This window comes from Nonomuraea sp. B1E8, assembly GCF_039871515.1.
GTDB lineage: Bacteria > Actinomycetota > Actinomycetes > Streptosporangiales > Streptosporangiaceae > Nonomuraea.
Map to the genome: position 1 here is coordinate 135,803 of NZ_JBDPLS010000003.1, position 19,430 is coordinate 155,232.

Here is a 19,430-nt window from a genome sequence, read left to right on the forward strand (position 1 = left end):
GATGAACACCCGGGCACCAGAGCGCCTCGGCCCTTACCGGCTGGTCAGGAAGATCGGCGAAGGCGGCATGGGGGTCGTCCACCTCGGTCTCGACGGTGACGGCCGCGAGGTCGCGATCAAGGTGCTCCATCCGCACGTCGCCGCCGACCTCAAGGCACGCGACCGGCTGACCCGCGAGGTCGAGACCATGCGCCGGGTGCGCAGCCCGCACGTGGCCGAGGTGATCGACGCCGAGCTCGTCGGCGGCCAGCCCTATGTCGTCACCCGCTTCGCGCCCGGCCGCACGCTGGAGGACACCGTCCTGGCCGAGGGCCCCCTGGAGGCACGCGACCTCATCAGGCTCGCCCAGGGGCTGTGCAGGGCGCTGGTGGCCATCCACGCGGCCGACGTGATCCACCGCGACTTCAAGCCGTCCAACGTGATGCTCGTCGACGGCGAGCCGCTGGTCATCGACTTCGGCATCGCCCACCTGGTGAACGCCACCAGGCTCACCCAGACCGGCATGTTCGTCGGCACGCCCGGCTATCTGGCGCCCGAGATCATCCGCGACTCCGAGATCACCCAGGCGGCCGACGTGCACGCGATGGCCTCGACGGTGTTCTTCGCCGCGACGGGGGCGCCGCCGTTCGGCACGGGCACGTTCGAGGCGGTCTGCTTCAACATCATGGAAGGGCGGGCACAGATCGACAAGGCGCCCGCGTGGCTGCGCGGCTGGCTCACCCGCGCGCTGCAGGTCGACCCGTCGGTCCGGCCCGACGCGCACGAGCTGCTGCGGATGGCCAAGGCGCTCGACCCGTCGGTGACCGCGTTCAACGAGGCCTCGTTCGAGGGCCCCACGGGCACCAAGCGCATGCGCGACCGCACCCGGACCATGGACACGTTCTCCGATCTGCTGCCGCCGGTCGACTACGGCGCGCCACCGGCGCCCCGGCGGCGTGAGGAGGCGCCGCCGCGGCGTGACGAGCGGCCCCCGCCCTACGTGCCCGCGCCGGTCTCGGCCAGGCCGCCCGTGCAGCGTGCCGACCAGCACGTGGCGGGCTACGCCGCGCCGCGGCCCACCGCTCCTGCGCAGGCCAGGCCCTACACGCCGCCGCCCGAGCCGCGGAAACACACCCCGCCGTCCGAGCGGAAGAGATACCTCTTCGGCAGCCAGTTCGTGGGGCTGCTCATGCTCGTCACCCTGGTCGCGCTTACCGTGATGATGCCGGTCATGGTGGGCGCGATCGCCGTGGCGATCGTGCTGGTGCTGCGCATCGGCGAATACCTCTTCGGCGACCTGGTCAAGCGCCGCCAGGTGCGGGGGAGCAGCGCGGCCGACCCGTGGCTCGTGGTGGTGGGCACGCCGTGGGCGCTGGTCAAGTCCGCGCTCGTGTCGGCGGTGCACGTGCCGCTGGCGCTGCTGTTCGGCGTGTGCGTCTGGGGCCTGCTCCACTGGGTCGGCCAGATGAGCGTCAACGTGGCGGCGTCGTACGCCGCGGGCGCGTTCGCGGCGGGCCTGTTCGTGTTGCCCGGCGGCGGCGCGCCGCGCAAGGCCGTCACCCGCACGCTCACCGGGGTGCTGCGCAGCCCGGGAGCCGCGCTGGTCGCGGTCGTGCTGATGGGCACGGCGGCGTTGTTCGCGGTGATGTTCGCGCTGGGCCAGGACGCGGTGTGGACGCCGTGGCGGGCTCCGGAGACCGTGATCGAAGACCTGGCGAGCGACGCCAGGCAGACCACGGTCGGCCTGATCACCGGGATGATCGACAGCTTGCTCGACGGGCTCGGGCTGGGGTTCCTGACTCCCTGGAACTGAGTGTCCCCGCGGGCTCTCGAGGGGAGAGAAGAAGTATGGGCGACAGGCTCGGTCCGTATGAGCTCCTCTCCCGGCTCGGCGCCGGCGGGTTCGGCGAGGTGCACCTTGCGCTCGACGCCGAGGGCCGCACGGTCGCCGTCAAGGTGCTGCATCCGCATGTCGCGGCCGACGGCGGCGCGCTGGCCAGGCTCGCGCGCGAGGTCGAGACCATGCGCAGGGTCGGCGGGCCGCACGTGGCGGAGGTGCTGGACGCCTCCCTTGAGGGCGCCCGCCCCTACCTGGTGACCCGCTACGTCCAGGGCCGGCCGCTCAGCGCGGTGTCCGTGCCCGTCGCCGACCTCCGCCGGCTGGCCGGCGGGCTGGCCGACGCGCTGCTCGCCATGCACGAGTCGGGCGTGGTGCACCGCGATCTCAAACCGGCCAACGTGATGATGACCGAGGGCGAGCCGGTCGTCATCGACTTCGGCATCGCCAGCGCCCTCGACTCGTTGTCCGTCACGGCCTCGGGCGCGGTGGTGGGCACGCCCGGCTACCTCGCTCCCGAGGTGCTGGAGGGCAAGAGCGCGGGCCCCGAGGCCGACGTGTTCTCCTTCGGGGCGACGCTGGCCTACGCGGCGACCGGGCGGCAGCCGTACGGGCAGGGCCCCGCGTCGGCGGTCGCCTACCGGGTCGTGCACCACGAGCCCGACCTGGAGGGCGTGCCCGGCTGGCTGGAGCCGCTGTTAGCCGAGTGCCTGTCCACCGATCCCGCTGCGCGGCCGACGGCCGCGCAGATCTGTGCCAGGCTCGACGTGGCGCCCGTCTCCCACGTGCCCCGCGCCTTCGCCCAGCCCGCACGTCCGCGCTCGGACGCCGACGACACGAGCACGAGGGAGTGGCGGCCGGGCAAGGAACGCCGGCAGCGCTCGGTGGAGGAGTCGAGGGCGCGGCACAGGGAGAAGGTGCGCAGGCGGTGGGTGATCGGTTCCGGGCTGTTCGTGGGGCTGCTGGCCGCCGCCGCCCAGGAGACGCTGCCCGAGGTGGCGCTCTTCCTGCTGGCCGCGTACGCGCTGGGTGTGGTGTCCGACGCCGGGGTGGCGCTCTTCTCGCGCGCCCTCTACCGGCGGCGCCGCGTCGTCACGGATATGGTCAGTGTGGCGGGCACGGTCGGGCTCTGTTTCGGGCTGGCGGCGGTGTTCAGCACGTTCACCCTGGCCTTGTTCGCGGGCACGGCCCTGGTGGTGGGGATCGTGTTCCTGCTGTCGGCGTGATCCGCGCCCCCTGGCCAAGGAACAGAATGAAGTTCGGTAGGGTGGAGCCGGCGGGACCCTCTCGCCGGCCGCCCCACCCGGCGGTTGCACACCAACTACTCACGGGTAACATAACGCCAGACCATGGCACACCCTCTGTCGGGAGCCCGGCGGGCACCTGGCAGTCTGGACAGCATTGCATTCGGCGCCCACCGCAGCGAGGCGGTGGCGCACGCGAACACGGGAGGTCGGCCACCGGCCATGAACATCGTCGTCTGCGTGAAGCAGGTCCCCGACACGGCGACCGAGCGCAAGCTGCGGTCCGATGACAACACGCTCGACCGTGACGCCGCCGACGGCGTGGTCAACGAGCTCGACGAATACGCGGTCGAGGAGGCACTGAAGCTCAAGGAAGCCCACGGTGGCGAGGTGACCGTGCTCACCATGGGCCCCGGCAAGGCCACCGAGACCATCCGCAAGGCGCTGGCCATGGGAGCCGACAAGGCCGTCCATCTCAGCGACGACGCGCTCCACGGCTCCGACGCGCTGTCCACCTCGTACGCGATGGCGCAGGCGCTCAACAAGATCGGTTTCGATCTCGTCGTCCTGGGCTCCGAGTCCACCGACGCGCGCACCGGCGTGCTCGCCGCCATGCTGGCGGAGCGCCTCGGCGTGGCACAGCTGACGCTGGCCAACAAGGTCGACGTCGACGGCACGTCGATCACGATCCAGCGCCTCACCGACTATGGCTACGACCGGGTCGAGGCCACGCTGCCGGCCGTCGTGTCCGTGGTCGAGAAGATCAACGAGCCGCGCTACCCGTCGTTCAAGGGCATCATGGCGGCCAAGAAGAAGCCGGTCGAGACGCTGGCCATCGCCGACGCCTCCATCGATCCCTCCCAGGTCGGCCTGGCCGCCGCCTGGTCCGAGGTCGTCGACTTCGCCGCCGCGCCGCCGCGCGCCGCCGGCACGATCGTCAAGGACGAAGGCGACGGCGGCGCGAAGGCCGCCGAGTTCCTGGCCTCCAAGAAGTTCATCTGAGCACGGGAGAGAACACCTGATATGTCGGAAATTCTCGTTCTCGTCGAGCAGGTCGAAGGCGAGGTCAAGAAGGTCACGCTGGAGCTGCTGACCCTGGCCCGCTCGCTGGGCACGCCCGCCGCCGTCTGGGCGGGCCCGGGCATCACGCCCGAGGCCAAGGCCAGGCTCGCCGAATACGGCGCGGAGACGATCTACGTCGCCGGGTCGAGCGACATCGTCGACCACGTGGTGGCGCCCAAGGCCGAGCTGCTGGCCCAGCTCGTGTCCGCCAAGTCGCCCGCCGCCGTGCTCGTGGCCGCCACGGCCGAAGGCAAGGAGGTCGCCGGCCGGCTCGCCGTCAAGACCGACTCCGGCGTCATCACCGACGCCGTGGGCCTGGGTGAGGGCTTCGTGGCCGACCAGTCCATCTTCGGGGGCGGCGTCAACGTGCACTCCCGGGTGCGCAGGGGCACGCCCATCGTCGCCGTACGCCCCAACTCCACCGCTCCCGAGGCCGCCCAGGGAGCCGGAGCCGAGGAGGAGGTGACGGTCGCGCTGACCGACGCCGCCAGGTCGGCCCGCGTCGTCGAACGGGTCAAGCAGGAGAAAGGCGCCAGACCCGAGCTGACGGAGGCCGCGATCGTCGTCTCCGGCGGGCGCGGCGTGGGCTCGGCCGAGAACTTCTCGGTCATCGAGGGCCTGGCCGACGCGCTCGGCGCCGCCGTCGGCGCCTCCCGCGCCGCCACCGACGCCGGCTGGTATCCGCACCAGTTCCAGGTGGGGCAGACGGGCAAGACGGTGTCGCCGCAGCTCTACATCGCGGCCGGCATCTCGGGCGCGATCCAGCACCGGGCGGGCATGCAGACCGCGAAGACCATCGTCGCGATCAACAAGGACCCCGAGGCGCCGATCTTCGAGCTGGCCGACTACGGCGTCGTCGGCGACCTGCACCAGGTCGTCCCGCAGCTCACCGAAGAGGTCACCAAGCGCAAGTAGGGCCCGAGGGCTCGGGGGGCGGTGCCGCACGACGCGGCGCCGCCCCTTCTCGCGGGATCACTGCCCGCGAAGGGCCGGGAGGCGTACGTGGAAGGCTCCCGCCGGGATCCACAGAGAACTCCCAGTCACGCCAGCGCCCGCCTGAGGCGGGCGGCCAGTTCCTCCGCCTGCTCCCGCGTCCACGGGATCGTCCCGTTCTCCGACATGAGCGCGTGATACTGCTGCTCGTCGTAGGGGGTGCCGGGCGGGAGCGGGGCCACGTGCCAGTGCAGGTGGGCGTTGCCCTGCTGGCTGCCCAGCGACAACAGGTACGTCCGCTCCGACGGCACCGCCGACTCCACGGCCAGCGCCACCTTCCTGACCACCCGCATGAGCTCCAGGTAGGCGTCCTCGCCGAGGTCGCGCACGACGTGCTCGATGTGCCGTTTGGGGCTCACCAGCACGTAGCCGGGCATGGTGGGGTAGCGGGACAGGAAGGCCAGGTGGTGGTCGTCCTCGTAGACGATCTGCTCGTCGGTGTAGGCGGGGTCTCCGGCGACGATGGCGCAGATGAAGCAGGGACTCGACTTCACCCGGGCCACGTACGCCTCGACGTCGAAGGGCACGCTGCGATCAAGGCTCATCGTACGAGCCTGCCACTCAGGCGGCGGCTTCGGCGGGTTCCCTGACGGGCAGCGGGGTGACCGGGGCGGGCTCCTCGCGCGGGAGCAGGCGGGAGGCCAGCGCGATCAGCACGCCCAGGACGACCGCGACGCCGAGCGCCGTGCGCAGGGAGGTGGCGTCCGACAGGAAGCCGATCACCACGGGCCCGAGCAGCAGGCCCGCGTACCCCATGGCTCCCGCCTGGGCGATCGCCGGCCCCGGCGTGCGCGTCGCGGTGCCGGCCAGCGACAGCGTCAGGGGCGAGATCGTCGCCACGCCGAGCCCGACGAAGAACATCGCCGCCACCGCCACCAGCGCCGCGGGCGCGAGCAGCACGACCGCGAAGAAGCCTGCCGTGGCCACCCCGGAGACGGTCAGCATGCCGCGCACCCCGAACCTGGCCCGCAGCCGGTCACCGGTCAGCCGGGCGGCCAGCATGCCGGTCTCGAAGACGGGGTAGCCGAGCGCCGCCAGGGCCTCGGGGGCGCCGAGCTCGTCACGCATGTAGAGGCCGTTCCAGTCGGCGACCGTGCCCTCGACCATGAACGCGAAGAACATGATCGCGCCGAGCAGGTAGACGACCGGCGGCATGCGGCGCCGGCCCGCCGGCTCGGTGCCGGTGGACGAGGGCTCGGGCAGGTGCGTACGGCCGATCAGCACGGCCACGGGCAGCGCGGCCAGGCCGACCAGCGCCACGTTGGCGGTGAACGGCAGGCCGGCGGCGATGGCCAGGCTGCCTAGGGCCCCGGCGGAGATGGCGCCGACGCACCAGCCGGCGTGCATGCCGTTCATCAGCGGCCGGCCGTGGGCCCGTTCGACGGTGGAGCCCTGGGCGTTCATGGCGACGTCCATGACGCCGAAGGCCATGCCGAAGAGCGCCACGGCCACCAGCAGCAGCGGCAGGTCGGGGGCGAGGGCCACGCCCACCAGGCTGAGTGCCGTCAGCGGGCCGCTGATCCGCAGAACCGCCCTGCTGCCCGCGCGCGCCATGACGCGCCGCATGGACTGCATGGTCACCAGAGCGCCCAGGCCCCACACCAGCAGGATCGTCCCGACCATGGCCTCGGACAGGGCCAGCTTGTCGGTCAGGGCGGGGATGCGCACGGTCATCGTGCCCACCATCAGGCCGGCAAGGACAAAGGTGAGGACCGCCCCGTAACGGGCGCCCCTCAGCTCGCGGGTCATATGGCCACACCTCTCACAGAGTTCGTTGTCTTCGGTGGTCCGGACGCGCGGGCGTCCAGGCAGGGGAGGGTGAGCGGGCTCGCTCACCGCAGGGGGAAGGCCCCGGCTCGGTCGGCCCGTGGAAGGGCCGTGAGCAGGGGCCGGGGGTTCCGCGCGCGGGATCGGCTCGGAAGGACCCGCAGGAGGGCCGGCTCGGGGAGCCCGCGCGGGGACCCGGGCTCAGGGCTTCGCGCGGGGACTCGGGCTCAGGGCTTCGCGCGGGGACTCGGGCTCAGGGCTTCGCGCGGGAGTCCGGGCCAGGGTCTCGCGTGGGGATGCGGGCGAGGGCCGGCCGTCCGGGAGCCGGGCGGCCGGGGGCGGCTCAGGCGGGAGGTTTGAGCAGCGCCCTGAGGCGGCCCTCCAGAGCCTGGAGATCGTCTTCCGTGTTGAGCTCCGGATCGTGGCTCGCCACGTCCCAGAGCCCCTCACACGCCAGTCGCACGATCTGTGCCGCCACCGGGTCGGGCTCCTCGCCCAGCTCCTCGCGATGCCATCGGGTCATCGCCTCGCGCAGCGGCGCGAGGAGGAACAGGTTGCCCGACGCTCCGGTGACGACCGCCCATCGTCGCAACCTGCCTGACCGTACGGAGGCCAGGGTCGCGCCCAGATAGCGACCGGTGTAGGTCTGGTCGGGCTGGGCGGCCATGAGCTCGTCGAAGTCGTCGATCAGGCGCTCCACCATGCCCTTGATCAGGGCTTCTTTGGAGGCGTAGTGATAGAGCAGGCCACCCTTGCTGACGCCCGCCCGGTCCGCCACCGCGGCCAGGGTGAGCGCGGTCGAGCCCTGGTCGCAGAGGAGCTCCTCCGCCGCGTCCAAAAGCTCGTCCTTTCGCATGCCCTGACTGTACCGTCCGGACGGTACAGTTGCAAACGAGATACCCTGAACTCGTGACCAGACCGTCGGCCTACCTTGATCATGCGGCGACCACCCCGATGCTGCCCGAAGCGATCGAGGCCATGACGGTTCAACTCCAACAGGTCGGAAACGCTTCCTCGCTGCACGGCGCCGGGCGCCGGATGCGCAGGGTGGTCGAGGAGTCACGCGAGACGATCGCCGACGCGCTCGGGGCGCGGCCCAGCGAGGTCGTGTTCACCTCGGGCGGCACCGAGGCCGACAACCTCGCCATCAAGGGCCTCTACTGGGCGCGCCGCCCCCGCAGGCGCGTGCTGATCAGCTCCGTGGAACACCACGCTGTGCTCGACCCGGCCCAGTGGCTGGCCGACGGCCAGGGCGCGGAGATCGAGCTGCTGGAGGTCGACGCGTACGGCCGCGTCCGTCCCGAGACCCTGCGCGCCGCCATCGAACGCGACCCCGACGGCGTGGCCATGGTCAGCGTCATGTGGGCCAACAACGAGGTCGGCACCGTCCAGCCGGTGCACGCCCTGGCCGCCGTCGCCCGCGAGCACGGCATCCCGTTCCACACCGACGCCGTCCAGGCGGTGGGGCAGCTGCCCGTGTCGTTCGCCGAGTCGGGCGTCGACGCGCTCACGCTGACCGGCCACAAGATCGGCGGCCCGATGGGCGTCGGCGCGCTGCTGCTGGCCAGAGGGCTGACGCCGGTGTCCGTACAACACGGCGGGGGGCAGGAGCGCGACGTGCGCTCCGGCACGCTCGACGCCCCCGCCATCGCGGGGCTCGCCGCCGCCGTCAGCACCGCCGTCGAGGAGCAGGAGGCTCTGGGGCGGCGCCTGGCGTCGCTGCGCGACGAGCTGATCGAGCGCGTACGCGCGGCCGTCCCCGACGTCGTGCTCAACGGCGATCCCGGCGTGCGCGCGACGACCCCCGCGCCAACCCCCCAGACCGAACGGCGAGGAACCGCGCCTGGCCCGGACGAGCAGCGAGGGATCCCATCTGCCGGTGGCGAGCGGCGAAAAACGCCTCCGGCTTCACCGGGGCGGCTGCCGGGCAACGCGCATTTCTCCTTCCCCGGCTGCGAGGGCGACGCGTTGCTCATGCTGCTCGACGCCAAGGGCGTGGAGTGCTCGACCGGCTCGGCCTGCTCGGCCGGCGTCGCCCAGCCGTCGCACGTGCTGCTGGCGATGGGGGCCGACGCGGCGGCGGCGCGCGGCTCGCTCCGGTTCACCCTGGGGCACACCTCGACCCGCGACGACGTCGACCGCCTGATCGACGTGCTGCCCGCCGCGGTCGAACGCGCCCGCCGCGCCGGCCTCGGCTGACCGGCCGCCCGGTCGTCAGCTGAGGAACGGCGCCGCGGCGGTCCAGCCGGGGTCGGCGGTCACGTCGACGCGGGGCTCGCCCTCCTCCCAGCCCACGATCAGCTCCTTGGCGTGGATCGCGGCGTCGCCGGCCGGGTCGGCGTAGACGTGGATGATCCGGTGCCCCTCCGTGCTCAGGTGGGCGGCCAGCACCGCGTCGTCGCCCAGCTTGAGCAGGCGGGCCACCAGGCGCTCCTCGAAGTCGCGCAGCGCCTCCAGCGAGCCGTCGACCGGCAGGCCGTTCTCGTCGCGGTGCGCGTACGGCAGCGTGATCGCGATGTGCTGGTCGCAGAGCGGATGGTCGACCGGGCGCAGCGGGTGGCGGACCGTGGCGACGAGCGGCGCGCCGGTCGCGGTCTGGCCCTGGAGCAGCACCCACTCCTCCTCCGCGTAGCCGGAGGCCACGTCGGCGACCACGGCCGGCAGGTGCATGGCGGCCACGGCGTCGATCGGCTGGAACGTGGCCGGCGTGATCTCGCCCACCCACCTGGCGACGTCGTCCTCGCCGAGCAGCCAGTCGAGGGCCAGCAGCGTGGCCTCCATCCGGGTTTCCTCGTCGAGCTCGGCGAAGACCGGGTGGTAGGCGGCCACGTCGACCCTCGGCTGGTTGCGCGGCACCCGCAGCCCGAGCATCAGCTTGTCGAGGGCGAACGCGTAACCGCCCACCTCGATGGTGAGCTCCGCCGCCTGCGGATTGGCCTGCCGCGACGGATGGAACTCCCACAGCAGATCGGCGGCGGGCGCGGCCCTGGCCCAGCGGTGGGCGAGCGGGCGCAGCTCGGCGTCGCCCGCCGCGGTCACCACGAGGGCGTGCGCCGCCTCCTTGCCGGGCGCCACCTCCCAGACCAGCTCGGGATGGACGGCGGCGACCGCCGGGGCCAGCCACTCCTCCAGCCCCGCGGCCTCGCCCTCGGCCACCAGCGAGTCGAGCCGCGGCCTGGTCTCCTGCCACCACGTCCAGAACCCGGCGATGGCCTCGTCCTGCTCGCCGGCCTCTTCCTCATCGTCCTTGCGCCCGAACAGTCGCATGCGCTGAATCCTCGCAGACCCTGGCCCCGATCGTGCACATGGCCGCGCACTCCCGTACGGACAGTAGGCTGAGAAGGTCATGGGACTGCGTGTGCTTGCCGCCATGTCGGGCGGCGTCGACTCCGCCGTGGCCGCCGCTCGGATCGCCGAGGCCGGTCACGACGTCACTGGTGTGCACCTCGCTCTTTCCGCCAACCCCCAATCCCACCGCACGGGTGCCCGGGGCTGCTGCACGATCGAGGACTCTCGCGATGCGCGGCGTGCCGCCGACGTGATCGGCATCCCCTTCTACATCTGGGACATGGCCGAGCGGTTCCAACGCGACGTGATCGAGGACTTCGTGTCCGAATACGCCGCGGGCCGCACGCCCAACCCGTGCCTGCGCTGCAACGAGAAGATCAAGTTCTCCGCGGTGCTCGACCGGGCGCTGGCCCTCGGCTTCGACGCGGTCGCCACCGGCCACCACGCCAGGCTGGCCGACGGTGTCCTGTCCAGGAGCGCCGACCAGGGCAAAGACCAGTCCTACGTGCTCGGGGTGCTCACCCGCGAGCAGCTCGGCCACGCCATCTTCCCCCTGGGCGACTCGACCAAGGCCGAGGTGCGCGAGGAGGCCGCGCGGCGCGGGCTGACGGTGGCCGACAAGCCCGACAGCCACGACATCTGCTTCATCGCCGACGGCGACACCCGCGGCTTCCTCTCCAAGCGGCTCGGCGCGGCGGAGGGGCCCATCGTCGACCAGAGCGGCGCCGTCGTCGGCAGCCACCAGGGTGCTCACGGCTTCACGGTCGGCCAGCGCAAGGGCCTGCGCATCGACCGCCCGGCCCCCGATGGCAGGCCACGCTACGTCCTGTCGATCGAGCCGGTCTCCAACACCGTCACGGTGGGGCCGCGCGCGGCGCTCGAGGTCACCTCGATCACCTGCGGCGCCCCGGTCTGGAACGGCCCGTCCCGCTTCGACGACCTGACCGTGCAGCTGCGCGCCCACGGAGAGGTCTACGGCTGCCGGTTCGAGGAGACCGGCGGCGGGCTCCGCATCGACCTCGACCGCCCGGCCACGGGGGTGGCGGCCGGGCAGGCCGCCGTCCTCTACTCCGGCGCCACGGTGATCGGCTCGGCGACGATCCTCTCCGCTAGCTGAGGGTGACCGACTCGCCGACCTCCATACGACGGATCTCGGCGCCCTGCTTGTCGCCCTCCACCTTGAGCCAGTTGTCCACCACCGCGAGGCCCCTGGCGTTGATCAGGCCGTCATGGGTGGAGAACGCGCGTCCCGGGCGCACCTCGCGCAGATAGCCGACCATCTCCACGAGCTTCAGCCAGGGCGCGTTGGTCGGCACCAGCAGCGTGGGCACGTCCACTCCGGGCACGGTCAGGGCGTCGCCGGGGTAGAAGAGCGCGTCGTCGAGCATGAAGCCGACGTTCTGCACGATGGGGATGTCCGGGTGGTTCAGCGCGTGCCACTCGCCGAACACCTTCACCCCGAAGCCGGCCGTCTCGAAGGCGTCGCCATGGCGTACGACCTGCACCTTGGCCGGCACGTCCGTCAGCTCGGCGGCGACCGCCTCGCACGTCCAGATCTCCAGGTCGGGCGAGGCCGCCCGCAGCTTCCCGACGTCGACGTGGTCGAAGTGCTCGTGGGTGATGAGGACGGCGTCCGCGCCCTCCAGAACGGGGCCCTCGCTGAACGTGCCCGGGTCGATGACCAGGACCTTGCCGTCCTTCTCCACGCGGACGCACGCGTGCTCGTATTTACTGATCTTCATACGGCAGAGCCTACGCTTGTCCCCATGTCTACTGTGCCCATGTGGCAAGCCACCGGGGTCGGCTCGCATCCCGGCGAGGATCATCTTGAGGCGATCAGGGTCGTCTTCGGCGAGGTGCCCGGGCTGCCCTACCTGCCCGAGCTGCCCGCCCGGGGCGTCGGCGCCGACATGGTCGGGCGCACGGCGGGGCTGCTCGTCGACCTGCCGGTCGAGGTGCAGCCGTCCGGCTGGCGGCTGAGCGACCGGCCGGGGCGCGACCACCAACGGTCCCTCGACCATATGCGCCGCGATCTCGACGGCATGGAGGAGATCGCCCACGACTACTCGGGTCCGCTCAAGCTGCAGGTGTGCGGGCCATGGACGTTGGCCGGCGCGATCGAGCTGAAGCACGGCGACAAGATGCTCTCCGACGCGGGGGCCGTACGCGATCTGACGGCGTCGCTGGCGCAGGGGGTCGCCGACCACTGCGCGGAGGTGCGGCGGCGGCTGCCCGGGGTGACGGAGATCGTGCTGCAGCTCGACGAGCCGGGGCTGCCGGGGGTGCTGGCCGGCACGGTGCCGACCGCCTCGGGGTTCGGGCGGCTGGCCGCGGTGGAGGGATGGCGGGTGGAGGAGTCGCTGCGGCTCTTCGACGCCCCCGTGGTGCACTGCTGCGCGCCCTCGGTGCCTCTCGGCCTGCTGCGGTCGGCGGGGGTGCGGGGGGTCTCCCTCGACGCCGCCCTGCTGCGGCGCAGGGACGACGACGCCCTGGGCGAACTCTTCGAGGCCGGGATGGTGCTGTTCATGGGCGTGGTGCCGGGCAGGGAGACCAGGCTGCCCGACCCGGGGGTGGTCGCCGAACCCGCGGTGGGGTTGTGGCGGCGGCTGGGGTTCGCGCCTGACAGGCTGGCGGCGCAGGTCGTGCTGACGCCGGCGTGCGGGCTGGCGGGGGCGACGCCGAGGTACGCCAGGGCCGCGCTGGCCGCCTGCGCGAAAGCCGCCCAGGTGCTCAGGGACGATCCCGCGAACGGGCAGGCCGGCTGACCTGTCCTGGCACAAGGGGGTGGCCGGCGTTGCGGAGACGGCCCTGAGGCGTACATGTTCCAGGACCGCTCGCGGTGCCGTTCCGCGATGGAGGGCGCGGCACTTCGGTGAGGGCCTCAGTAAGCTCTCCACCTGCGAGAGCGTCCGATCTCATGGCGGCCGGGAGTCCGTACGCCGGCGGCGTTTTCTGTCAGTGCTGAGCGGTAGCGTTTGCTCAGAATGCTGGACGGAAGGAGAGGCCGTGGGCGAGCCATCCACTGAGGTCGCCGGGGTGCCGGTGCCCGCGCTCAAGCGGCATGCCGAGCTGAGCGAGCTGGTCGAGGAGGCTCGCTGGCGCTACTACGTGCTCGACCAGCCCACGGTCAGCGACGCCCAGTTCGACGAGTGGTTCAGAGAGCTGCTGGTGCTGGAGGAGGCGCATCCGTCGCTCCAGACGCCCGCCTCGCCCACCCAGCAGGTGGGCGCGCCGGTCAGCGGTGACTTCGCCAAGGTCCGCCACCTGGCCAGGATGGAGAGCCTCGACAACGCCTTCGACGACGCCGACATGGCGGCCTGGCAGGTGCGCGCCGAGCGGCTGGCCGAGGGCGATCCGGGCCCCTACCTGTGCGAGCTGAAGATCGACGGGCTCGCGATCGCCCTGGTCTACCGCGACGGCAGGCTGGAGCGGGCCGCCACCAGGGGCGACGGGCGCACGGGTGACGACGTGACGGCCAACGTGCGCACCATCAAGGGCGTGCCCCACCGGCTCAAGGGCGACGACGTGCCGAGCCTGGTCGAGGTGCGCGGCGAGGTCTACATCCCGGTCGAAGACTTCAAGAAGCTCAACGAGCAGCTCGTCGAGCAGGGCAAGCCGCCGTTCGCCAACCCGCGCAACTCCGCGGCCGGCACGCTGCGGCAGAAGGACCCGCGCATCACGGCGCAGCGCCCGCTGCGCATGCTGGTGCACGGCATCGGCGTCTGGGAGGGCGCGACGGAGCCGCGGGCGCAGTCGGAGGTCTACGACCGGCTGCGCGAGTTCGGGCTGCCGGTCAGCGACCTCTACCAGGTGCTGCCGGGCCTCACCGAGGTCAACGAGTTCATCGAGCACTACCGCGAGCACCGCCACGATCCGCCCTACGAGATCGACGGGGTGGTCGTCAAGGTCGACGACTTCCGCACGCAGCGTGAGCTGGGCTCCACGTCGCGCGCTCCGCGCTGGGCGATCGCCTTCAAATACCCGCCGGAAGAGGTCAACACCAAGCTGCTCGACATCCAGGTCGGCGTCGGGCGCACCGGGCGCGTCACCCCCTATGGCGTGATGGAGCCGGTCGTGGTGTCGGGCTCGACCGTCGAGCGGGCGACGCTCCACAACGCCGCCATCGTGGTCAAGAAGGGCGTGCTCATCGGCGACACCGTGGTGCTGCGCAAGGCGGGAGACGTCATCCCCGAGATCGTCGGGCCGGTGGCGGCGCTGCGCAACGGGTCCGAGCGGGAGTTCGTCATGCCGACGCACTGCCCGGAGTGCGGCACCGCGCTGGCTTACGAGAAGGAGGGCGACGCCGACCTGCGCTGCCCCAACGCGCGCGGTTGCCCCGCCCAGATGCGCGAGCGCATCTATTTCGCGGCCGGGCGGCGCGCGCTCGACATCGACGGCTTGGGCTACGTCGCGGCCACGGCGCTCACCCAGCCGCTGCCGCCGCAGCAGCCGGTGGTGCGCACCGAGGCCGACCTGTTCGACCTGACGCTCGACCAGCTGATCCCGATCAAGTCGGTGGTCCGCGATCCCGACACCGGCCTGCCCAAGATCGACCCGAAGACGGGGGAGCAAAAGGTCGTCTCCTTCTTCTCCAACATCAACGGCGAGCCCAGCCAGAACGCGCTGCAGCTCATCGAGGAGCTCGAGCGGGCCAAGCAGGTGCCGCTCGCGCAGGTGCTGGTCGCCCTGTCGATCAGGCACATCGGCCCGCCCACGGCGCGTGCCCTGGCCGACGCCATGAGGTCGATCGACGCGATCATGAACGCCTCGGAGGAAGAGCTGGCCGCGGTCGAGGGCATCGGGCCCCGGGTGGCGGCCACGATCCGGGAGTGGTTCGCGGCCGACTGGCACCGCGCGATCATCGACCGGTGGCGCGCGGCCGGGGTTCGCATGGAGGACGAGCCTGCCCCCGAGAAGGGCCCGCAGACCCTGCAGGGGATGACGTTCGTGGTCACGGGCACGCTGGAGGGCTACACCCGCGACTCGGCCGCCGCCGAGCTGACCGTTAGGGGCGGGAAGGTCGCGTCGTCGGTGTCGAAGAAGACGTCGTTCCTGATCGCGGGTGACAACGCTGGGTCGAAATATGACAAGGCGGTCAGCCTGGGCGTGCCGATCCTCGACGGTGCGGGCTTCGAGATCCTCCTGAAGGAAGGCCCGGAGGCGGCCGCCGAGGCCGCGACCACCCCCGAGTCCTGACCTTTCCGCGTTGACGCGGGTCCAAGGGCCCGCACGGGCACGGTTGGCCCGTATGAGAGCGGTCGGGTCGCGAGGGCTCGCGTGCGGGCGGCGGCCGCGGTTCCGGCAGTGGTGAGCGTGGTTTCGCGCCAGCTGCCGTAGGGCGACCGCGCTCCGACGGATGACCGTGCTCCGCGAGGGGACCCCGCATGCGGTCCTGGTGCGGCGCGGAGAGACCACAGCGTGCATGGTGTGCTACCCAGGGTGTTTTCTGGGTATATGTCGGAAAGGAGAAGTGACGGAACGTACGCGCTTGGTTTCGCGAAGTGGGGTGAAGGTCGTACCCTCCCATAGTGACCTAATGGGGGTTCTGTTACCGATGACTGACCCAACCGACACCCGCGACACCGGCCCACGCGTCGGCACGCCACTGTGGGCGTTTCTCGCGGGCATCACCGTGATCGGGTTCACCGCACTCGTGGTGGCCATGCTCAGGCTCGACATGTCCGAGCTGGTGGAGGTCGCCCGCACGCCGCTGTTCTGGGTGCTGGCCGTGCTGGTGGTCCTGGGCGAGCTGAGGCCCGTCATGGTGTCCTCGGCGGCGGCCGTGGGCGGCACCTACCCCTCCACCATGTTCACTTTCGCCGTGCTCCTGCACTTCGGCCTGCCCGCCGCGGTGCTGATGCAGGGGGTCGCGGTGGCCATGAACGGCGTGGTGACGCGCAAGTCGTGGCATCGGGTCATGTTCAACATTGCGCAGTCCACTCTCGCGCTCACCGCCGCGGGTGTGGTGCTGGGGACGTTCGGCATCGTGCCGAGCCCGGCCCTGCCGTGGGTGCCGGGCGGCGGTAACCTGCTGGCGATCGGGCTGGCGGGGATCGCGTACTTCGCGACCAGGGCGACCCTCGTGTGCAGTGCGGTCGCGCTGCACGAGCGGCGCTCACTCACCCGCGTGCTGAAGGCCACCGTCGGCCCGCAGAGCCTCGTCTACGCCGGCCTGCTCGGCCTGGCGCCTCTGGTCGTCGTGGTCATGAACCATTCGCCGGGGCTGGTGCCGCTCTTCGTCGCGCCCCTGGCCGCCGTCTACTTCACCGCCACGCTCTCCATGCGCCGCGACCACCAGGCCATGCACGACGAGCTGACCGGCCTGCCCAACCGCAAGCTGCTCATCGTCAGCACGGAGGAGGCGCTCGCCGAGGCCAGGCATGACGACCGGGTCGGCCTGTTCCTGCTGGACCTCGACCGGTTCAAGGAGGTCAACGACACGATGGGCCACCCGGTGGGCGACCGCTTGTTGCAGATGGTCGCGCACCGCCTCACCCACTCCGTACGCCCGGGAGACGTCGTGGCCCGGCTGGGCGGCGACGAGTTCGCCGTGCTGCTCCCCTCGATCAGGGACACCAACGCGGCCAGGGAGGTCGCGGCCAGGCTGCGCGCGGCGCTGACCGAACCGGTGCGCCTGGAGGGCATGACCTTCGACGTGGACGGCTCCGTCGGCATCGCGCTCTACCCTGATCACGCCCCCGACTTCGAGCTGCTGCTCCAGCGCGCCGACGTGGCGATGTACCTCGCCAAGGAGGGCCGTACGGGAGTGGAGCTCTACCAGCCCGACAAGGACAGGAACTCGCCGGAGCGCCTGAGCCTCCTCGGCGACCTGCGCCGCGCCATCGACAACCGCGAGTTGCGCCTGCACTACCAGCCCAAGGTCAGTCTCGGCACCGGCGCGGTCCAGGGCGTCGAGGCGCTGCTGCGCTGGCGCCATCCGGCGCACGGGCCGATCCCGCCGTCCGATTTCGTCCCGCTGGCCGAGCAGTCCTATCTGATGCGCCAGCTGACCGCGTACGTCATCGACGAGGCGCTGGAGCAGGCCGCCCAATGGTGGCACACGGGTCTGCGGGTGCAGATCTCGGTCAACATCTCCGCCCGTGACCTGCTCGACTCCGCGCTGCCCGAACGGCTGGAGGTGGGGCTGGCGAAGTACGGCCTGCCGCCCGCGGCCATCCAGCTGGAGGTCACCGAGCGCATCCTGACCGGCGACCAGGCCTACACCCAGGAGACCATCAAGGCGCTGGCCGCACTCGGCGTCCCGCTGGCCATCGACGACTTCGGCACCGGCTACTCCTCGCTGATCAGGCTCCAGCGCCTGGCGGTGTCGGAGGTCAAGATCGACGCGTCGTTCGTCCGCAGGATCGCCGAGTCGGAGGACGACGAAAGGATCGTGCGCTCGATCGTCGACCTGGTGCGCTCGCTCGGCCTGCGTTCGGTGGCGGAGGGGGTCGAGTCGGACGAGGTGGCCATCCGCCTGGCGGACATGGGGTGCGACGTGGGGCAGGGGTGGCTGTTCTGTGAGCCCATGCCGGCCGCCGACGCCGCGGACTGGCTGCGCGACCACGCGGAGGCGGTGCCGAAGGTCGATTTCGGCTACGCGCCCGAGGTGACCCGGACCGCGTGACTCTTTGGAGTTGCGTGATTGCAGCAGTGAGCTTCTGCGAAGTGTAGTTCTGCGATGTACACTCCTGCGAAGTGCAGTCCTATGGCGCAACTCCGGAGGCCCGTTGATCGCCAAGCCCCAGCGCATCTTTGCTCGAGACTACGAATGGCAGTGCTTGGCCAGGTTCGTGGAACGCACGGGTACGCGGCCCAAACTCGGGGTTGTCAGCGGGAGGCGTCGCCAGGGCAAGACCTTCCTCCTGGACTCGCTCGCCGATGAGACGGGGGCCTTCTACTTCGGAGCGACTGAGGCGACGGAGACCGAGTCGTTGCACATGTTCGCGGCAGCGCTCGCCGAACACGTCGGCGCCCCTGCACCATTCGACTTCCCGAGCTGGGATCAAGCGATCAAGCAGCTGTTCGCGATCAGTGCGGAGCGGCGCGATCTCGTGGTGATCGACGAGTTTCCCTATTTGAGCAAGGTCACGCCCGCTCTGCCGTCCATCATCCAACGGGAGATCGATCGGGCGGTCGCCACGGAGTCGCCTGTGTCCCTGCTCCTGTGCGGGTCCGCGATGTCCGTCATGGGGCGCCTGCTGGCGGGGAACGCGCCGCTGCGTGGCCGGGCGGGGCTGGAACTCGTGGTACGCCCGTTCGACTATCGCCTGGCCGCCGACTACTGGGGGATCACGGACAAGAAGCTGGCGGTGCAGACTCACGCCATAGTCGGCGGGACTCCCGCGTATCTGTCCTTTGTGGATGGCGACACGCCGCAAGGAGCGGACGACTTCGACGGCTGGGTGCGGCGGACCGTGCTCGCCCCTCACACGCCGCTGTTCAGGGAGGCCCGAACGCTCCTTGAGGAGGAGGCGGAGGTGCGTGATGCTGCGATGTACCACTCGTTGCTGGCAGCGGTGGCCACGGGCAACGGCACGCGAGGCGCCATCGCCGCCTATGTGGGGCGTAAGGCGAATGACATCGGTCATCATCTCAACGTGCTGGAAGACGCTTGCCTGCTGCGGAGAGAAACCGACGCCTTCCGCCCTTCGCGCTCGGTCTATCGCATTTGCGAGCCCTTGATCAGTTTCTATCAGGCGATCATGCGGCCGCGGTGGGGGCTGCTGGAAAGCCGCCGGGCGGCAAGCGTATGGGCTGATTCGAGAGCCAGGTTCAGCGATCAAGTGCTCGGCCCGCACTTCGAGGAGTTGTGCCGCCAGTTCGTGATGCTCGAGATCGACTTCTTCGGCGACCTGCCCGGTGAGGTGGGTTCCGGGACGGTCACAGACCCGGTCCGGCGCGAGCAGATCCAGGTCGATGTCGTGGTTTTCGCGCCCGCCATGCCTGGTGAGCGCAAGCGTGTGCTCTCGTTGGGCGAGGTGAAGTGGGGCAGGACGATGGGCCCCGGGCACGTGGCCCGGCTCAGGAGGGCCAGGGACCTGCTCGACGCGAAGGGTTATGACGTCAGGGACACCTTGCTGACGTGCTACAGCGGCGTCGGGTTCGATGCGGCTCTGGCGGGGGAGAGCGGCGTGCGCAGGGTGGGGCTGGAGGAGTTGTACGGGTGAGGCCGCGCTCGCGCACCCGGGAGCGGGTGTTGCCAGGGTGTTAACCGTTCGGGCGTGGTTCGTCAAGCCCTCTAGGATGGCAGTGTCCAA

Annotated in this window: 15 protein-coding genes; 10 read left to right on the forward strand and 5 right to left on the reverse strand. The window is 71.2% G+C overall.

The features are described from left to right. Position 1: 1 nt before the first annotated feature. The 4 genes from ABGA98_RS12785 (at position 2) to ABGA98_RS12800 (ending at position 5,037) form a co-directional block, all read left to right on the forward strand. Positions 2-1,792 (forward strand): serine/threonine-protein kinase, encoded by a 1,791-nt coding sequence (locus ABGA98_RS12785; protein WP_347618456.1) that lies wholly within the window; start codon positions 2-4, stop codon positions 1,790-1,792. 35 nt (positions 1,793-1,827) lie between these two features. After that, complete coding sequence (locus tag ABGA98_RS12790) at positions 1,828-3,042, forward strand: serine/threonine-protein kinase (protein WP_347618457.1); 1,215 nt, start codon at positions 1,828-1,830, stop codon at positions 3,040-3,042. A gap of 240 nt (positions 3,043-3,282) precedes the next feature. Further along, positions 3,283-4,062: an electron transfer flavoprotein subunit beta/FixA family protein gene (locus tag ABGA98_RS12795; RefSeq protein WP_347618458.1), complete on the forward strand. Its 780-nt coding sequence runs from the start codon at positions 3,283-3,285 to the stop codon at positions 4,060-4,062. 21 nt (positions 4,063-4,083) lie between these two features. Further along, positions 4,084-5,037, forward strand: coding sequence for an electron transfer flavoprotein subunit alpha/FixB family protein (locus tag ABGA98_RS12800; RefSeq protein ID WP_347618459.1), 954 nt, complete (start codon positions 4,084-4,086; stop codon positions 5,035-5,037). A gap of 125 nt (positions 5,038-5,162) precedes the next feature. Here ABGA98_RS12800 and ABGA98_RS12805 read toward each other — a convergent pair whose 3' ends face one another. The 3 genes from ABGA98_RS12805 to ABGA98_RS12815 form a co-directional block, all read right to left on the reverse strand. After that, entirely contained in the window at positions 5,163-5,660 is a 498-nt protein-coding gene (locus tag ABGA98_RS12805) for an HIT family protein (protein WP_347618460.1), read from the reverse strand. 16 nt (positions 5,661-5,676) lie between these two features. Further along, complete coding sequence (locus ABGA98_RS12810; protein WP_347618461.1) at positions 5,677-6,864, reverse strand: MFS transporter; 1,188 nt, start codon at positions 6,862-6,864, stop codon at positions 5,677-5,679. Between the two features lie 361 nt (positions 6,865-7,225). Then, positions 7,226-7,738 carry a TetR/AcrR family transcriptional regulator gene (locus ABGA98_RS12815; RefSeq protein ID WP_347618462.1) on the reverse strand — a complete coding sequence of 171 codons (513 nt, stop codon included), beginning with the start codon at positions 7,736-7,738 and terminating at the stop codon, positions 7,226-7,228. A gap of 53 nt (positions 7,739-7,791) precedes the next feature. On the opposite strand from ABGA98_RS12815, the gene ABGA98_RS12820 reads away from it, so the two are divergent. After that, positions 7,792-9,081: a cysteine desulfurase family protein gene (locus tag ABGA98_RS12820; RefSeq protein WP_347618463.1), complete on the forward strand. Its 1,290-nt coding sequence runs from the start codon at positions 7,792-7,794 to the stop codon at positions 9,079-9,081. Positions 9,082-9,096: 15 nt separating this feature from the next. On the opposite strand, the gene ABGA98_RS12825 is transcribed toward ABGA98_RS12820, so the two are convergent. Next, entirely contained in the window at positions 9,097-10,149 is a 1,053-nt protein-coding gene (locus ABGA98_RS12825; protein ID WP_347618464.1) for a DUF695 domain-containing protein, read from the reverse strand. Between the two features lie 79 nt (positions 10,150-10,228). Here ABGA98_RS12825 and mnmA point away from each other — a divergent pair, with 79 nt between their 5' ends. Then, on the forward strand, positions 10,229-11,287 hold the full coding sequence (mnmA, locus tag ABGA98_RS12830) for a tRNA 2-thiouridine(34) synthase MnmA (RefSeq protein WP_347618465.1): 1,059 nt from the start codon (positions 10,229-10,231) through the stop codon (positions 11,285-11,287). Here the strand turns inward: mnmA and ABGA98_RS12835 are convergent. Continuing rightward, on the reverse strand, positions 11,280-11,912 hold the full coding sequence (locus ABGA98_RS12835; RefSeq protein WP_132638986.1) for an MBL fold metallo-hydrolase: 633 nt from the start codon (positions 11,910-11,912) through the stop codon (positions 11,280-11,282). The genes mnmA and ABGA98_RS12835 overlap by 8 nt on opposite strands. A gap of 24 nt (positions 11,913-11,936) precedes the next feature. On the opposite strand from ABGA98_RS12835, the gene ABGA98_RS12840 reads away from it, so the two are divergent. The 4 genes from ABGA98_RS12840 to ABGA98_RS12855 all read left to right on the forward strand — a co-directional run bounded on the left by ABGA98_RS12840 (position 11,937) and on the right by ABGA98_RS12855 (position 19,340). Then, positions 11,937-12,935, forward strand: coding sequence for a methionine synthase (locus ABGA98_RS12840; RefSeq protein WP_347618466.1), 999 nt, complete (start codon positions 11,937-11,939; stop codon positions 12,933-12,935). Between the two features lie 241 nt (positions 12,936-13,176). Next, positions 13,177-15,366 (forward strand): NAD-dependent DNA ligase LigA, encoded by a 2,190-nt coding sequence (ligA, locus tag ABGA98_RS12845; RefSeq protein ID WP_347618467.1) that lies wholly within the window; start codon positions 13,177-13,179, stop codon positions 15,364-15,366. A 358-nt stretch (positions 15,367-15,724) separates the two neighbouring features. Then, positions 15,725-17,797: an EAL domain-containing protein gene (locus tag ABGA98_RS12850; RefSeq protein WP_347618468.1), complete on the forward strand. Its 2,073-nt coding sequence runs from the start codon at positions 15,725-15,727 to the stop codon at positions 17,795-17,797. A 103-nt stretch (positions 17,798-17,900) separates the two neighbouring features. Further along, entirely contained in the window at positions 17,901-19,340 is a 1,440-nt protein-coding gene (locus ABGA98_RS12855; protein ID WP_347618469.1) for an ATP-binding protein, read from the forward strand. Positions 19,341-19,430: the final 90 nt, after the last annotated feature.

Bases quoted from the DNA above. Each gene is read 5' to 3' on its own strand.
- ABGA98_RS12785 (WP_347618456.1), top strand. From the start codon at position 2: ATGAACACCCGGGCACCAGAGCGCCTCGGCCCTTACCGGCTGGTCAGG.
- ABGA98_RS12790 (WP_347618457.1), top strand. From the start codon at position 1,828: ATGGGCGACAGGCTCGGTCCGTATGAGCTCCTCTCCCGGCTCGGCGCC.
- ABGA98_RS12795 (WP_347618458.1), top strand. From the start codon at position 3,283: ATGAACATCGTCGTCTGCGTGAAGCAGGTCCCCGACACGGCGACCGAG.
- ABGA98_RS12800 (WP_347618459.1), top strand. From the start codon at position 4,084: ATGTCGGAAATTCTCGTTCTCGTCGAGCAGGTCGAAGGCGAGGTCAAG.
- ABGA98_RS12805 (WP_347618460.1), bottom strand. From the start codon at position 5,660: ATGAGCCTTGATCGCAGCGTGCCCTTCGACGTCGAGGCGTACGTGGCC.
- ABGA98_RS12810 (WP_347618461.1), bottom strand. From the start codon at position 6,864: ATGACCCGCGAGCTGAGGGGCGCCCGTTACGGGGCGGTCCTCACCTTT.
- ABGA98_RS12815 (WP_347618462.1), bottom strand. From the start codon at position 7,738: ATGCGAAAGGACGAGCTTTTGGACGCGGCGGAGGAGCTCCTCTGCGAC.
- ABGA98_RS12825 (WP_347618464.1), bottom strand. From the start codon at position 10,149: ATGCGACTGTTCGGGCGCAAGGACGATGAGGAAGAGGCCGGCGAGCAG.
- mnmA (WP_347618465.1), top strand. From the start codon at position 10,229: ATGGGACTGCGTGTGCTTGCCGCCATGTCGGGCGGCGTCGACTCCGCC.
- ABGA98_RS12835 (WP_132638986.1), bottom strand. From the start codon at position 11,912: ATGAAGATCAGTAAATACGAGCACGCGTGCGTCCGCGTGGAGAAGGAC.
- ABGA98_RS12840 (WP_347618466.1), top strand. From the start codon at position 11,937: ATGTCTACTGTGCCCATGTGGCAAGCCACCGGGGTCGGCTCGCATCCC.
- ABGA98_RS12850 (WP_347618468.1), top strand. From the start codon at position 15,725: ATGACTGACCCAACCGACACCCGCGACACCGGCCCACGCGTCGGCACG.